We start from the raw sequence: 14144 nt of genomic DNA on the forward strand, positions 1-14144 counted from the left end.
GCTTGCTGGCCTCAGCGTGCCAAGTTCGCCGATGCCAGCAACAGCCCGAAACTCACCAAGAGGCCGCCAAACGCGCGGTCAATCCAGTGGCGCACGCGAAGCAGGCGCAAACGGATGGCCCCGCTGGAAAAGAACAAAGCCACCAGCGCAAACCACAGCATGTGGGCGGCCGAGATGAACGCGCCGTAGCCGATCTGCACCAGAATCGGCGTACTGGGCTGCACCACCTGCATGAACAGGCTGACGATGAACACGGTGGTTTTCGGGTTCAGCGCATTGGTCAGAAAGCCAATGCGCAGCGCAGCCAGGTCTGACATGGCTGGGGGCGCGGCAGTCTCCACGCCCATATCAGGCTTGGCACGCAGCATCTTGATGCCCAGGTAGATCAGGTATGCCGCGCCTGCCAGCTTCAACAGATCAAACAGCCAGACCGACTGTTTGATCAGCAGACCAATCCCCAACAAGGTGTAGCTCACGTGAACAACCACGCCCAGGCCGATCCCCAGGGCGGTGAGCACACCTGCGCGGCGCGACAGCAGCAAGCTGTTTCGCGTGACCATTGCAAAATCAGGGCCTGGACTGATCACGGCGAGTATCGTGATGGTGATTACGGCTAACAGTTCTGTCACGATAGTTACTGGGGGCCATGGATAAGGCCCGAACATGAGTAAGGCCCCAACGATAAGCGGGTTCACATCAAATGAATAACGATGAGTTCTGACATGAATGGTGAGCCAAACTCACAATTGAAATCACAGTCGCCGACCTGGCGATTGCCTTCGCTTGCTGGGTTGCGCTGCTTTGAAGTCGCCGCCCGCACAGAAAATTTCAGCCGCGCGGCCGACGAATTGCATTTGACGCACGGGGCCATCAGCCGCGCCATTCGTGCGGTCGAAGACGACCTGGGCATTGCCTTGTTCGAGCGCCGCAGCCGCCGCGTGTTTCTGACCGACGCTGGCCGCAAGCTGGCCAAGTCGGTGAATCAGGGCTTCGGCCTGATCCACGACACCGTGCGCGAACTTCGTACCCCCTCGCGTGTTGCACCGCTGGTGGTGTCATGCGAACCAACGCTATTGATGCGCTGGCTGATTCCGCGTTGGCCGGATTTCCAGGCGCGACACCCAGACATGCCAGTGCACTTGGTGGCCGGAGGCGGGCCGTTTCGTTTTGGCGATGGCATCGACCTGGCAATTCGCCGCAACGACTTTACGTGGCCGGCATCCATCCACGCAACGCCGCTGTTCGCTGAGCAGGTCGGCCCGGTGTGCAGTCCTGCCAAGGCACAGCAGTTTTTTCGCACGGGACGCAAACCCGGCATTCGGGCGGGGGCGCTGCGCCTGCGCACCAACACCCGCCCGGGCGCATGGTCAACCTGGGCAGCCAAAGCCGGGCATAAACTCGATGAGGAGCCCGAACAGGTCTTTGAGCATTTCTATTTCAGCCTGCAAGCCGCCGTGGCTGGCCTGGGGATGGCAATCGGCCCGTGGCATATGGTTTGCGATGACCTTGAAAGTGGTGTGCTGGTGGCCCCGCTGGGCTTCGTCGAAGACGGTTCGAGTTACTACCTCTTGTCCCCACGCGAATCAAGCGTGCATAGTCCGCAAGGACAACTACTGGGCTGGCTGCGCGAGATCGCGGCCTGATGAAGATGGATACCCTGACGCTGGACAACATTCCCGAGGCGCAATGGGGGGCGTTCATGCATGCCCTGGCGGGTGCTGGTTGGACGCTGACCAAGGGCGGCGGGCTGGATCATTCCTGGGCCACGTTAACCAATGCTGCAGGTTCGCAGATCGACATGGTCTACGACATCTGGATGCAGGGCGAAATCACGATTACGTCTGCGGATCTGGACGAGGTCAGCGCGGCGTTGCCCGTGGATCTGAGAAAGCTGCTGGGCGGCGATGTGGCGGGGGCTGATCCTATTGACGTGAGATAGATTTCGGTTGATCGCGCTGTCTGCTGATGTCTTCCGGCGAGCCGTAGTCTGCAAGCACTTCAACGTCCGCTTTTAAACACACCGTCACATTCCTCTTCGTCCACATCATTGACGTGAATTTCGGTGCGGGCATATGATGAATTCACTTCATGGGGACAGACTCCATGACGCCAATCACTCTTGAGGGAGCCTCATGAGCACCGTAGTCAGCAAGACCAATAAAAGCACGTCTGTCAGTTCTTCCCATGCCGATTCGTCCAGCACGACCTCGTCTGGCATGGCTGCATCCGATTCGAACACCAAGCGCTTCGACGCCTTGATTTTCATCGGCCGGTTTCAGCCGCCGCATCGTGGGCACATTGATGTCTTGCAACGCGCGCTGCGCCAAGCCGACCGCGTCTGCATTCTGATCGGTTCCACCGACAAGCCCCGTACCGTCAAAGATCCGTTCTCCTTCGACGAGCGCCGCGAAATGATTTCGTCGGTGTTAAGCGAAGCAGATCGTGCACGTGTGTTGATCGCGCCTGTGCAGGATTCGACCTACAACGACGGCGACTGGGTGCGCTGGGTGCAGGACGCAGTAGCTGCCTTGCTGGGTGACACCAGCGGCCGCAAGATCGGCCTGATCGGCCACGAAAAAGATGCCTCCAGCTATTACCTGCGCATGTTCCCGCAGTGGTCGTTGGTCGATGTCGATGCGACCGAAGACATCTCAGCCACCGAGATTCGCGAACAACTGTTTGCCGAACGCAGCAACAGCTTCGTGTCCTGGGCCGTACCAGCACCAGTGCGTGACTGGCTGGATGCATTCCGCGTCAAACCAGAATTTGCGCAGCTTGCGGCTGAATTCGAATTCATCGCCTCGTACAAGAAGGCGTGGGCAGCAGCGCCGTACCCAGTGACGTTCGTGACGGTCGACGCGGTGGTGGTGCATTCCGGCCATGTCCTGCTGATTCGCCGTCGTGCCGAACCCGGGCGCGGTCTGTGGGCGCTGCCGGGTGGCTTCATCGAACAAGGCGAGCGCCTGGAAGCGGCTTGCCTGCGCGAACTGCGCGAGGAAACCGGCCTGAAGTTGCCAGAACCGGTGTTGCGCGGGTCTTTGAAAGACATGCATGTGTTTGACCACCCGCATCGTTCGCAACGCGGCCGCACGATCACCCACGCGTTTTTGTTCCACATGCCCACTGGTGAACTGCCGCGCGTGAAGGGCAGTGACGACGCCGACAAGGCAAAGTGGGTGCCGCTGAATGTGTTTGCGCAGATGCGCAACGTGATGTTCGAAGACCACTTCGACATCACCTACTACTTCCTTGGCAAGCTGTAGGCGCTGATCCCGTCAGCCACGCACGACGAATACCTGCTTTCCCCTGCCGGGACAGACCCGGCAGTTTCTCCAACGGTCCAAGAGGAGCTCTTGACCATGCAAAACGACTATTCCGGCCTGTCGTCTTTCCTGTCGAATCCCATTCTGAATACCGATTCGTACAAGGCATCCCACTTCCTGCAATACCCCGCTGACGCCAGCGCGATGTTCTCGTATGTCGAGTCGCGCGGCGGCCGCTACGAACGCACCGTGTTCTTCGGCCTGCAGATGCTGTTGAAGCAGTACCTGTGCAAGCCGATCAACGACGACATGATCGACGAGGCCAAGGCCTTCTTTGCGGTGCACGGCGAACCCTTCAACGAGGCTGGCTGGCGCTACATCGTGACGCAGTACGGCGGCTACCTGCCGGTGCGCATTCGTGCGGTGCCGGAAGGCAGCGTGGTCCCCACCGGCAATGTGCTGATGACTGTCGAATGTGACGACCCGCAGGTGTTTTGGCTGGCGTCCTATCTGGAAACCATGCTGCTGCGCGTGTGGTATCCCATCACCGTCGCCACGCAAAGCTGGTACGTGCGCCAGACCATTCGCCGCGCGCTTGAAAAAAGCAGCGACGACATGACCCAGCTTCCTTTCAAGCTGCACGACTTCGGTGCCCGGGGCGTGTCCAGCGCTGAATCCGCAGCCATTGGCGGTGCAGCGCATTTGGTCAGCTTCATGGGGTCGGACACGGTGCTGGGCGTCATGGCCGCCAACCGCTATTACCGCGAAGACATGGCAGCGTATTCCGTGCCGGCAGCAGAACACAGCACCATCACCTCATGGGGGCGTGCCGGGGAAATCGATGCCTACGCCAACATGATTCGCCGCTTTGCCAAGCCGGGAGCGATTGTCGCCGTGGTGTCCGATTCCTATGACCTGTTTGCCGCCTTGGAAATGTGGGGCACGCAGCTGAAGCAAAGCGTGATCGACTCGGGCGCGACCCTGGTGATTCGCCCGGATTCCGGCGACCCGCAGACCATCGTGATGGAATCCCTGCGCAGGCTCGACGGCTTCTTTGGCAGCACCGTCAACGGCAAGGGTCGGCGCGTGTTGAACCACGTGCGTGTGCTGCAAGGTGATGGCGTGAACCCGGACACCATCGAACAGATTCTGGCGGCGGCCGATCAGGCCGGTTATGCGGCCGACAACCTGGTGTTTGGCATTGGCGGTGCGCTGTTGCAGCGTGTGGATCGGGACACGCAACGCTTCGCAATGAAGTGCTCCGCGATCCGCCTGGGCGACACCTGGCACGACGTGGTCAAGGACCCGGTCACCGATACCGGCAAGCGTTCCAAGGGCGGGCGACTGACGCTGCTGCGCAATGCGCGCACGGGTGCCTATCGCACCGTTGCCGAACCGCGTCGCTGGGAAGAATCGATGATCGAAGGCGAGTGGGAGGATGCCATGCACACGGTGTTCGATACGGGTCGGCTACTGGTGGATACGTCCTTGGCTGACGTGCGTGTCCGTGCCCAGACGGAGGAATCATGAGCTTGTTCGATTCGATTGCGCTTGATCGCGGCAGGGTGGTTGATAGACAGCCCAGGGCGGTGGAGCCGCGTCACCAGGCTGATTCGTCTGCAGGCGACCGTGTGCATACGTCTGCACAGCCCCGGGCCGCCAGCATCGTGCCGATTCCGATTGTGCCGTTCCAGGCTGCGCAGGGCAGGGCACCCCTGATCGAAGCCAGCGCCGCCTATCTGCAACTGCGCGCGCGTTTCGGTGAGCTTGCCTTGCGCGAGCCTGGGGAAGACGAACAGCATCGATGGCTGGCCCATGTATTGAACGGTCAGGCTTATCGCTTCGCCCAGCCGCTGACCTTCACGCCCTATGCGTCTGCCCGCGCATGTTCGGCACGCTGCCGCTTCTGTTCAGAAACCTTGATCGATGAGTCTGCGTCTGGGCCGATGTCGGCCTCCTTGCGGCCCGGTGCCGATTACTTTGATGGCTTGAGTCGGGCCTTGCGTGCGTTGCGCGGGGTGCCGTTGTCGTACTCCTTGTCGGGCCTGGAAAACACGGATGACCCGGACTGGTTGCTGAGCTTACTGAGCACGCTAACCCAAGTAGGCACCGCCGGCCCGGTGATTGAAGATCGCGTGATGTACACCAACGGCGCGGGGCTCGCGACCGATGGTGCGCGCCTGCTGCCCGCACTGCGCAACTTCGGGCTGTCCTGGCTGGAGTGGTCGCGGCACCATGACGATGCCGCGGCAAACCAGCAAATCATGCGGTTCCGTCATGACGAAGCCGTCATGAACCAGGACGTGTTCGAGCGCACGCTGGCCACCGCGCAGCAGGCTTTCCCGGTCAAGCTGATCTGCATCGTGCAACAAGGCGGTATTGCCACTGCTACGGATGTCTTCCGCTACCTCGACTGGGCGCGCGACCTGGGAGTGCAGACGGTCATCTTCCGAGAATTTTCGGTACTGCCAGATCGTTACCGGCGCAACGTCACGCGCCGCTATATTGATGATGCACGCGTGCCCATCGACACCTTGCTGACAGCATGCATGGCGGACCCGGCGTTCAATGCGCAGTTCCAACCGCTTGCGCTCACCGGTGGGTATTACTTCTGGAACGCGCGTTGGCGTGGTCCGCAAGGCATGGAAGTGGTGTTCGAGACCTCGGACTATGGCGCGATGCGGGCGCACGAGGAATCTGGCGCGGTCTACAAGCTGGTGTTCCACGCCAACGGCAATCTGTGTTCAGGCTGGCAGCCATCGCGCGACGTTTTGTGGAGCGCCCATGAACAGCAATAGTTGGCTGAAGCTCGACACGCAAGACCCACGTTATCAGCTGCCGGCCGAGTTGCAGGCCCAGGACCTGCGCGCGGCGCGAGATTGCGGCTGGGTCGAGCAGATGACCCCGTTCATCCAGCACTACGCGCAGCCCGGTGACTGGGTGATCGACCCATTCTGCGGCTTTGGGTCCACGTTGGTAGCGGCATCGATTGCCGGGCGGCCTGCGCTGGGTGTGGAACTGGATGCGCAGCGTGTCGCGCTGACGCGCGCGCGGCTGGACGGCTTGGGGCTGGATGCCAAGCGATATCCGGTGTGGCAGGGTAATCTGGCGGATGCTGGCACGCAGGAGCGATGCAGGGGCGGGCTGGGTAGTGTTGCGGGTGATGTGATGCCAGCGTCGTCGAATACGGCCCAATTTGTCGACAGTGCCTTGCCTACGCAAGGCGTTGCCGCCTCGCGTATCGGCCTGTGCCTGACCAACATCCCGTATTTCGGTTGCGATCCAAACGAGCAGGGCGCACCAGACCAGCTTTATCACGCGCGTTATTACGAACCCTATCTGCAAGGTTTGCGCGACGTGTTCAACGGCATACATGCTGTGCTGGCACCCGATGCCTGGTGCGTGGTCATGGTGCAGAACCTGCGTCTGGGCGGACGCTTCGTGCCGCTTGCGTGGGATGTGGCCAAGCTGCTGGACGAGCGGTTTGTGCTGCATGAGGAACGCATGCTGATTTATGAGCGTGGTGGGGAAGCAGTTCGGGATGCTGTTCGTGAGTCCACACGCGATCCTGTTCACGACGCTGCAAGACCGGGTCTGGGTGGCTTGTCTGTCACCAACCGTGCACACGAATACGCCTTGGTGTGTCGCAAGCAATCACGTGGCTTGAATATCAACGCTGGGCTGGACTTGCTGCGAGCGCTGAATCAGGACGGTTTTGCGTTTGTGCTGTACGGCAGTTTTGCAGACTACCTTGACCATCATGCAGCTGCTTCGGGGCAGTCGATCACGTCATTGGGCGACCTGCTGTCGATGCGCGAATCTGCGTCGGCGCAGCGGCATCGTGCGGACCCATCCGCCCCGCGCGAGCCGAACGATATCGACCTGATCGTTCCTCCCGACGAGGCAGAACTGTCGCGCCTGATGCAGCGCCTGGAACGTGACGGCTTTCGTCTTGAATCGTGGAACGCGCGGGTCAATGCCCCGGTGGCAATAAAGGCACTGGCGTATCGCTACTATTTTCGTGCGCGCCGTGTGGATCAGGCCGGCCATGCCATGCAGTTGGACATCGCCGTGGCCGAGACGCAGGCAGTCTTTGACGATCAGCGGATGAAACGCTGTTCCACCACTTCCTTGCCCCACTGACTACCGGGTTGTTCTTCTGCCAGCTTGAAACCGGCTTCTTCATAAAGCCGCCTGGCTGCATCCAGGCTTTTGAAGGTCCACAAGTGGACGGCGGCAAAGCCCTGGCGATCGCAAAAGTCCAGGGCTTGCGCCAGCAACTGGCGGCCAAGACCTGCACCACGCAGGCCGTCGTCAACGATGAACCAGCGTAGATGCGCAAGGTTTTGGCCGAGGTCTTCACCGTCGATAGACACGCTGCCCACAATCCGGTCGCCTTGCGTGGCGATCCACATGCTGTTGCGTGGGTTGCCAAGCCGGCCGGTGAACTCGGCCAGTCCAGCCGCTACCTTGCTTTCAAAGAACTGTCCGAAGCCTGCGTGTCGGGCGTAGAAGCGGGCATGCATTTCCGTGATCCGTCCGATTGCGCCTGCCTGGTAACCGGGGGCAATCTGTATTGCGGATGCGGTCTCGGCGTTGATTGCCTTGACGCCGATTGGCTCTGCACTGGTTGCGTGTGCATCAGTTGCGTCTGGGTGCAGGGCTTTCGCGTTGCTTGCTGCCATATTGGCTGCTGCGATGTTGGTTGCGACACTGCTCGTTGTGATGCTGTCCACGGCCGTGCTGATCGCTTCACCCAATCGATGCGCTTTCAAGGCACCGGCGTAGGCCGTCAACCCCTGACCAACTGCTTGTTGCTGATCGGCCCGCAAGTGTGCCAATGCGGTGGTGACTTGTTGCCGACCAAAGTCTTGAATGGACGCCCTGGTGTGTTCTCCCCTGGACGTCAAGCTAAGCAGTTTGGCACGGCCGTCTTGGCCGCTGGCGGTTTCTTGCAGCTCGCCCGCTTCGACCAGTTTGCGCACCATTCGGCTGACGCTGGATTTTTCCAGGCCTAGAAAATCCGACAGTTCTGCGGCGGTCATTGACCCACGTGCCCCGATTTCCAGAATGGTGTGCACTGCTGACGCGGGGTAGTTTGTCGCGGCCAGGGTTGCCTGCATGAAGCCCAGTTCTCGCACCATCTGACGCGAAGCGGCGCGGATCGTATCAACAAACTCGTGCTTGGACATTTGGGGTTACTCGCTGGGATAAAGTTGTGCAATACAACTATATTGCTGGATAAGGTTGTTTGATGCAACTATCTTTTTATTGGTGGTTTGCAGCGTTGAGTGCGTTCTTTTGCCAGTCGTGGGTGTCGGGGGCGCGTCGCCTGCCCCGCTGGACTTTCGCGTCGGGTCTCCCGCCCTCCACGTCGTCCAGAAGGGCAGCCGCCACGCCCCCGACACCCACGCCTTCAAGGTCGTTTGGTTAAAAGCAGATCCCGCCTGTGGGCGATCTGCAATTTTCTGGCTGCTTGGTGCTGGATGCGGTTCTCGGCATGCGGCGGCCACCGTCCTTAATCGCCAAACGGCTGGCCTTGCGGACCGGCTGCCCAGGTCGCCACGAAGCGACTCAGCGGCTCACGTTTCGGGCCGTTCTTTAGAGGCCTTTCAGAGCAGCGCCACGCAAGGAAGTTACGCGCCTGCTTGGTGGTGGGGTAACTTGGAAGCGGGTGGCCGCGCATCAGGTAATGCGACGAAAAGGCGGGGCGTCGACCGATTATTCAGCTAGGTATGCGGTAAACGCTCGAAACCGTATATTCAGCCGCCAGCGCCACGATCGTCGCTTCCGCTCTCCGCATGCCGTGATGCGGCGGCCACCCGCTTCGGTGTCACCCCACCATTAAGCAGACGCGCAAATTTTCTTAAGTGGCGCTGCCGTAAAAGGCAACTGAAGAACCCACCGAATCGCGAGCCGGAGAGACCGCTTCGTGGCGACCTGACCAGCGAATCCCCCCGGCCAGCCGTATGGCGATCAAGAATGGCGGCCACCGAATGCCGAGCACCGCATACAGCACCAAGCAGCCAGCAAAACGGCAAACGCCCAAAGGCGGGATCAGCTTTTAACCAAACCGCTTTGAAGGCGTGGGTGGTGGGGCCGGATTGGCTGCCCTTCTGGACGAGGTGGAGGGCGGGAGTCCCGACGCCAACGTCCAGCGGGGCAGACGAGCCGGCCCCACCACCCGCGACTGACTACACAGCCCCACACCCTTGCAGAAAAAATCAACGCATCACAAGCACGACATCTCATTAGTCAGTTATCAGCCAATAGCTCAAACCGCCCGCCACCGCAAAGGCAGTGCGTTGGCTCGATACACCACTTGCCTTGGCGTGAATCGCCACAGCCGTTCAGCACCTGGGAAATCAGCCGTGCCCACGCGGTCCGGCATCACCTCCGCGTCACCGGTCAAATGCAGCAAACTGCCCGACGCAAAATCAACGAACAACAGGCCAGCCCTCGGATTCACCAGCAAATTCCCAAGCGTGTTGAAAAACCGATTCCCCGCATAGTCGGGAATAGTCAGCACTCCATCATTGCCGACATGCACAAACCCCGCGCGCCCACCGCGGTGCGACACATCAACCTGACGGCCATCATCCGTGTCGGCATACGACGCCACAAAAAAGGTATCAGCCTGCGTCACCATTGCCGCCAACGCAGGATCAAGCTGAGTCATGTACTGCGCCCTGCGCACCGTCACATCCGCAGCCGGCGCGTGCTGCTCAATGTGTCTCGGATGGATGTACTGCGGGCAATTACCAAAACTCTGCGCAACTTCGATACTGAAGCTGTCATCCGTCGTGCGACGCACCTTGCCATTGACCCGAATACGATGACGATGGGCCAGATCAATGCCCAGCAATCCCATCGACAGACCATCGCTCATTCCAACATCGGCTGGGTCGCTCGCGTCGCGCGGCATGGCAATCGACACGTGCCGGGCGTCAGTGGCATGCACAAAACCCGCTTCGCCTGCCAGCAAGCTTGCCCAGGCGTTCCCCTCTGCATCGACCGCACCTACGACAACAAAAGGCAGATACGACAGGAAATCCTGAAACTGCTCAGGCACAGTCTGACGAATCCATCTCGGCCCCAACTCCAGCATGCGCTTGGCAACGCCGACGCGTTGTTGAAGCTGGATTTCACCCGCATGCCAGGGGAACGTAGGCGAGGTGGATGCATCATGCATGGTGGAGCTCCTGAGTCGGCGGGTGGCGTTGAAAAGTGCATCACAATCAACATGGCAAGACGCTTTAGCACTGCTGTACTGACGCTTGGTCGTAAGTGCAAAACACGTTCATCAACGTATTAGCCATTCTTTCAATTTCCCTGGAGGCGGTGAATCCGCTGCATCAGCAATTTATAATTTCGCCCAATGAAATTATCTCGGCCTACGGCATTCGCCCATGCCCGGTCGTCTGGAAGGAATGCACATGGACCGTCTGCAGGCCATGAAGGTCTTCGTGAAGGTGGCCGAAACGCAAGGCTTTGCGGAATCTGCCCGACAGTTGCTGATGAGCCCGCCTGGCGTAACCCGGGCCATCGCTGCGCTGGAAGCGGGTATCGGTGCGCGGTTGTTCACCCGGACCACGCGGTCGGTCAAACTCACCGAGGCAGGTGAGCGCTACTACGAAGATTGCCGCCGCATTCTGGGCGAGATCGAAGAGGCGGAAGCGGCGGCGGGTGGCTCTTATGCCACGCCGGCCGGCACATTGACGGTCACGGCTCCCGTGCATTTCGGGCAGCTGCATGTCTTGCCGGTATTGATCGATTATCTGGATCAGCACCCAGCAGTCACGGTACGCACCATGTTCGTGGATCGCCTGGTCAATCTGGTGGATGAAGGGATCGAGGTCGCAATCCGCATCGGCCACTTGCCGGATTCCGGGCTTCACGCGGTGGCGGTAGGGGAGGTGCATCGGGTCTTGTGTGCGTCACCCAACTACCTGGCGAATGCCGATCCGCTGACCGAGCCCGCCGATCTGGCAGCGCATCGCATCGTTGCATCGACGGGGGCTTGGTCATCGACTGAATGGCGCTTCGGGCTGGAGAGCAAAACCACGATTAATGTAAAACCGCGTCTGCTGTGCAATACCAATGACGCTGCGATTGCGGCGGCGGTGTCGGGGTGGGGCATCACACGGGTGCTGTCGTATCAGGTTCGCCAGCATGTGAATGAAGGCCGCTTGCAGATATTGTTGCCGCAATATCAAGAGGCAGCCATGCCCGTTCACATCGTCTACAGCGCCGGGCGCAAGGCGTCGGCGAAAGTCAGGGCATTTGTGGATCTGGCCGCGGCACGCTTGCGGGTTGCGTTGGCTGCTTGAGCTCAACAGCCAAGACACCACAACCATCACCGACACTATCAACGCACACCAAGGAGCCCGACCATGAGCATGGAAACCATTGAAATCAAGGCCTTTCTGCCATCGCAGGACTTCGACCTATCCATCCGTTTCTACACCGATCTTGGTTCACGGTGGCCTGGGTGGAAGAGGGCGTGGCCTATCTGCGTGCGGACAAGTCGAGCTTTCTGCTGACCCGTTACTACCAGAAGGAGTTCGCCGAGAACTGCATGATGCATCTGCTGGTCAAGGACGTGGAAGCCTGGTGGCACCATGTCGAGATGCAGCAGTTGGGCCAGCGTTATGGCGTGCGGGTGAATCCGCCAGAAGACCGGCCCTGGGGGCTGCGCGACTTCACGATCGATGACCCGTGCGGGGTGTTGTGGCGCATTGGGCAGGTGATTGAAGCGCGTGATCCGGTTGATCCCCGCGATGCGGGTCTGAAAGACAATCCCACCGACTGAAAAAACGTTTGCGGGAATGTCTGATCCAGTCCGTTTGCATACATTCATCTGCATGTGCGGATGTGCTCATGGCTTTGCACTCAGCGGTCTATGCCGACCGCCAACACAAGATCATCAACGGTCCCGCAACAGGAACGGCAACGCATGCTCAAGCAGCGCGTCGGGCGCTTCTTCGGCAATGTAGTGACCGCAAGGCAGCGCTCGGCCTTCAACCTGGCGGGCGACGCGCTTCCATTCTTCCAGCGGCTGGAAGCACTTGTGCACCACGCCTTGTTCTCCCCACAAGGCCAGCAGCGGAGTCTCCAGCAGGCGTCCAGCGTCGCGGTCGGCGCGGTCGTGTTGCAGGTCGATGCCAGCCGCTGCGCGATAGTCTTCACAAATACCGTGGGCAGTCCCCGGCAGCGCGATGCAGCGCTGATACTCAGCCAGCGCACGCGGATCGAACGGGGCCAGGCCAGCACTGCGACGACCCATGACGTCGCGGATGTAGGCAGCCGGGTCGGCTTCGATCAAGCGTTCTGGCAACGGCGCGGGCTGGATCAGGAAGAACCAGTGCCAGTACGCCCGCGCGAACGCATCGTTGGTCTGTTCGTACATCGCCAGGGTGGGTGCAATGTCGAGCAACACCATGCGCTTGACGGCTTCCGGGTGGTCCAGGGCCAGCCGGTGCGCTACACGCGCGCCACGGTCGTGCGCCAGCACGTGGAATTCGGCAAAGCCCAAAGACTGCATCAGTGACAACTGGTCTTGCGCCATGACCCGCTTGGCGTAATTGGCATGGTCAGCCGTACCCGCTGGTTTGGATGAATCGCCGTAGCCGCGCAGGTCGGCTGCCACCACGGTGAAGTGTTTTGCCAGCGCAGGTGCCACCCGATGCCAGATCGCGCGCGTTTGAGGATGCCCGTGCAGCAACAGCAAGGGTGGCCCTTCGCCACCAACGATTGCTTCGATGCGGATGTCGGTATCGACCTGCATGGTGTGTGGCGTGAAATCGGGGAACAAGGCCTGAAGGGCATTGGTCGAGACGGACATCGGGGCTCCTGGCGGCAAACAGAGGGCAATAACGCTGCGGTGACTATGCAATCAACGCTGCAATGCTAATCGCAGTGGGCACGTGCCGTCTTGGCGGCGTATGGCACAAGCAATACGCATGCGGTTACCTGCTTGTTCAACGGGCGCAATGTCCACAAACCCCCGGTCCTGGTACCCATTTGGATCAAGTTCCCCGACCCGGTCCAGTCCCGCTTTCCATGTCAACCAGAAGCACCGTACATCCGAAAAACGGACTTCAGAAAACCGATGGGCAAACCCGCCGAGGCCCTTGATCTATAACGCTTTCGCCACTCGTCGCTGAGCTTTCTGTCAAGCTGCTACCCGTCGGTAATTTTCGCTGTTGATGTGGGAGAATTCCGGCACAGGTCGGCATTTCAGGCCAGTTTGTGCGGTAGGTTCACATGATTGATCATCAGCACTACATCCTTGATTTCGCGACCTCGGCGATCGCGCGCTGGGGCCATCTGACCCCTTGGGAACTGGTGGCTGCATCGGCGGACGTGGTGCGCCAGCTGCTGGCGGAACTGCCGCCAAACGAGTATCTGACCTCGGACGAGATCGCTGCGCACCCCACGGCCATTGTCGAGCGCGGGGCGGTGTTGAAAGGACCACTGATCTTGGGACCAGGCTGTTTTGTGGCCGCTGGTGCTTATCTGCGTGGCGGCTGTTGGCTGGCGCGCGATTGCATCATCGGGCCCAGTTCAGAGCTGAAGTCATCCTTTGTCTTTGCGGGCAGCCGGCTGACGCATTTCAACTTTGTCGGTGATTCGATCCTGGGTGCCAACGTAAATCTGGAAGCGGGCAGCATTGTTTGCAATGCCCGCAACGAGCGTTCCGACAAGGAAGTGCAGGTGCGGCTTGGCGAACATCTGCATCGCACCGGCAGCAACAAGTTCGGCGCGCTGCTGGGCGATGGGGTCTGTATCGGGGCCAATGCGGTGCTGGCACCGGGCAGCATCCTGCGGCCGGATACGGTCGTGCGACGCGCGAGCCTGTGTGATCAGGAAGCTGCCTGA

13 protein-coding genes are annotated in these 14144 nt (G+C 60.3%); 9 read left to right on the forward strand and 4 right to left on the reverse strand.

The features are described from left to right. Positions 1–11: 11 nt before the first annotated feature. The gene (locus FXN63_RS12335) at positions 12–629 is read right to left on the reverse strand and encodes a LysE family translocator (RefSeq protein ID WP_148815221.1); all 618 of its coding nucleotides are present in this window, start codon (positions 627–629) and stop codon (positions 12–14) included. An 81-nt stretch (positions 630–710) separates the two neighbouring features. Here FXN63_RS12335 and FXN63_RS12340 point away from each other — a divergent pair, with 81 nt between their 5' ends. From FXN63_RS12340 to FXN63_RS12365, 6 genes are all read left to right on the forward strand, one after another. Continuing rightward, a complete protein-coding gene (locus FXN63_RS12340; RefSeq protein ID WP_148815223.1) occupies positions 711–1643 on the forward strand; it encodes a LysR substrate-binding domain-containing protein in 933 nt (310 codons plus the stop codon). Between the two features lie 5 nt (positions 1644–1648). Then, positions 1649–1939 (forward strand): hypothetical protein, encoded by a 291-nt coding sequence (locus tag FXN63_RS12345; protein ID WP_148815225.1) that lies wholly within the window; start codon positions 1649–1651, stop codon positions 1937–1939. A 277-nt stretch (positions 1940–2216) separates the two neighbouring features. Next, positions 2217–3263 carry a bifunctional nicotinamide-nucleotide adenylyltransferase/Nudix hydroxylase gene (locus FXN63_RS12350; protein ID WP_148819255.1) on the forward strand — a complete coding sequence of 349 codons (1047 nt, stop codon included), beginning with the start codon at positions 2217–2219 and terminating at the stop codon, positions 3261–3263. Between the two features lie 96 nt (positions 3264–3359). Further along, positions 3360–4793: a nicotinate phosphoribosyltransferase gene (locus tag FXN63_RS12355; RefSeq protein WP_148815227.1), complete on the forward strand. Its 1434-nt coding sequence runs from the start codon at positions 3360–3362 to the stop codon at positions 4791–4793. Continuing rightward, positions 4790–6061 (forward strand): hypothetical protein, encoded by a 1272-nt coding sequence (locus FXN63_RS12360; RefSeq protein ID WP_246165121.1) that lies wholly within the window; start codon positions 4790–4792, stop codon positions 6059–6061. The genes FXN63_RS12355 and FXN63_RS12360 overlap by 4 nt, the downstream gene beginning before the upstream one ends. Next, a complete protein-coding gene (locus FXN63_RS12365; protein ID WP_187395183.1) occupies positions 6048–7406 on the forward strand; it encodes a DNA methyltransferase in 1359 nt (452 codons plus the stop codon). The genes FXN63_RS12360 and FXN63_RS12365 overlap by 14 nt, the downstream gene beginning before the upstream one ends. Here FXN63_RS12365 and FXN63_RS12370 read toward each other — a convergent pair. Together FXN63_RS12370 and FXN63_RS12375 are read right to left on the reverse strand one after the other, a co-directional pair. Then, the gene (locus FXN63_RS12370; protein ID WP_148815231.1) at positions 7364–8455 is read right to left on the reverse strand and encodes a bifunctional helix-turn-helix transcriptional regulator/GNAT family N-acetyltransferase; all 1092 of its coding nucleotides are present in this window, start codon (positions 8453–8455) and stop codon (positions 7364–7366) included. The two genes, FXN63_RS12365 and FXN63_RS12370, sit on opposite strands and share 43 nt — an antisense overlap. A gap of 1082 nt (positions 8456–9537) precedes the next feature. Next, entirely contained in the window at positions 9538–10455 is a 918-nt protein-coding gene (locus FXN63_RS12375; RefSeq protein ID WP_148815233.1) for a pyridoxamine 5'-phosphate oxidase family protein, read from the reverse strand. Between the two features lie 244 nt (positions 10456–10699). Here FXN63_RS12375 and FXN63_RS12380 point away from each other — a divergent pair, with 244 nt between their 5' ends. Beyond that, on the forward strand, positions 10700–11593 hold the full coding sequence (locus tag FXN63_RS12380) for a LysR family transcriptional regulator (RefSeq protein WP_148815235.1): 894 nt from the start codon (positions 10700–10702) through the stop codon (positions 11591–11593). 173 nt (positions 11594–11766) lie between these two features. Continuing rightward, on the forward strand, positions 11767–12075 hold the full coding sequence (locus FXN63_RS12385) for a VOC family protein (protein WP_246165122.1): 309 nt from the start codon (positions 11767–11769) through the stop codon (positions 12073–12075). A 114-nt stretch (positions 12076–12189) separates the two neighbouring features. On the opposite strand, the gene FXN63_RS12390 is transcribed toward FXN63_RS12385, so the two are convergent. Then, complete coding sequence (locus FXN63_RS12390) at positions 12190–13050, reverse strand: alpha/beta fold hydrolase (RefSeq protein ID WP_148819259.1); 861 nt, start codon at positions 13048–13050, stop codon at positions 12190–12192. Between the two features lie 479 nt (positions 13051–13529). Here FXN63_RS12390 and FXN63_RS12395 point away from each other — a divergent pair, with 479 nt between their 5' ends. After that, positions 13530–14144 carry an LbetaH domain-containing protein gene (locus FXN63_RS12395; protein WP_148815236.1) on the forward strand — a complete coding sequence of 205 codons (615 nt, stop codon included), beginning with the start codon at positions 13530–13532 and terminating at the stop codon, positions 14142–14144.

The organism is Pigmentiphaga aceris (assembly GCF_008119665.1).
Lineage (GTDB): Bacteria > Pseudomonadota > Gammaproteobacteria > Burkholderiales > Burkholderiaceae_B > Pigmentiphaga > Pigmentiphaga aceris.

Coding starts and splice junctions, on each gene's coding strand:
- FXN63_RS12340 (WP_148815223.1), top strand. CDS start 711: ATGAGTTCTGACATGAATGGTGAGCCAAACTCACAATTGAAATCACAG.
- FXN63_RS12345 (WP_148815225.1), top strand. CDS start 1,649: ATGGATACCCTGACGCTGGACAACATTCCCGAGGCGCAATGGGGGGCG.
- FXN63_RS12350 (WP_148819255.1), top strand. CDS start 2,217: ATGGCTGCATCCGATTCGAACACCAAGCGCTTCGACGCCTTGATTTTC.
- FXN63_RS12355 (WP_148815227.1), top strand. CDS start 3,360: ATGCAAAACGACTATTCCGGCCTGTCGTCTTTCCTGTCGAATCCCATT.
- FXN63_RS12360 (WP_246165121.1), top strand. CDS start 4,790: ATGAGCTTGTTCGATTCGATTGCGCTTGATCGCGGCAGGGTGGTTGAT.
- FXN63_RS12365 (WP_187395183.1), top strand. CDS start 6,048: ATGAACAGCAATAGTTGGCTGAAGCTCGACACGCAAGACCCACGTTAT.
- FXN63_RS12370 (WP_148815231.1), bottom strand. CDS start 8,455: ATGTCCAAGCACGAGTTTGTTGATACGATCCGCGCCGCTTCGCGTCAG.
- FXN63_RS12375 (WP_148815233.1), bottom strand. CDS start 10,455: ATGCATGATGCATCCACCTCGCCTACGTTCCCCTGGCATGCGGGTGAA.
- FXN63_RS12380 (WP_148815235.1), top strand. CDS start 10,700: ATGGACCGTCTGCAGGCCATGAAGGTCTTCGTGAAGGTGGCCGAAACG.
- FXN63_RS12390 (WP_148819259.1), bottom strand. CDS start 13,050: ATGCAGGTCGATACCGACATCCGCATCGAAGCAATCGTTGGTGGCGAA.
- FXN63_RS12395 (WP_148815236.1), top strand. CDS start 13,530: ATGATTGATCATCAGCACTACATCCTTGATTTCGCGACCTCGGCGATC.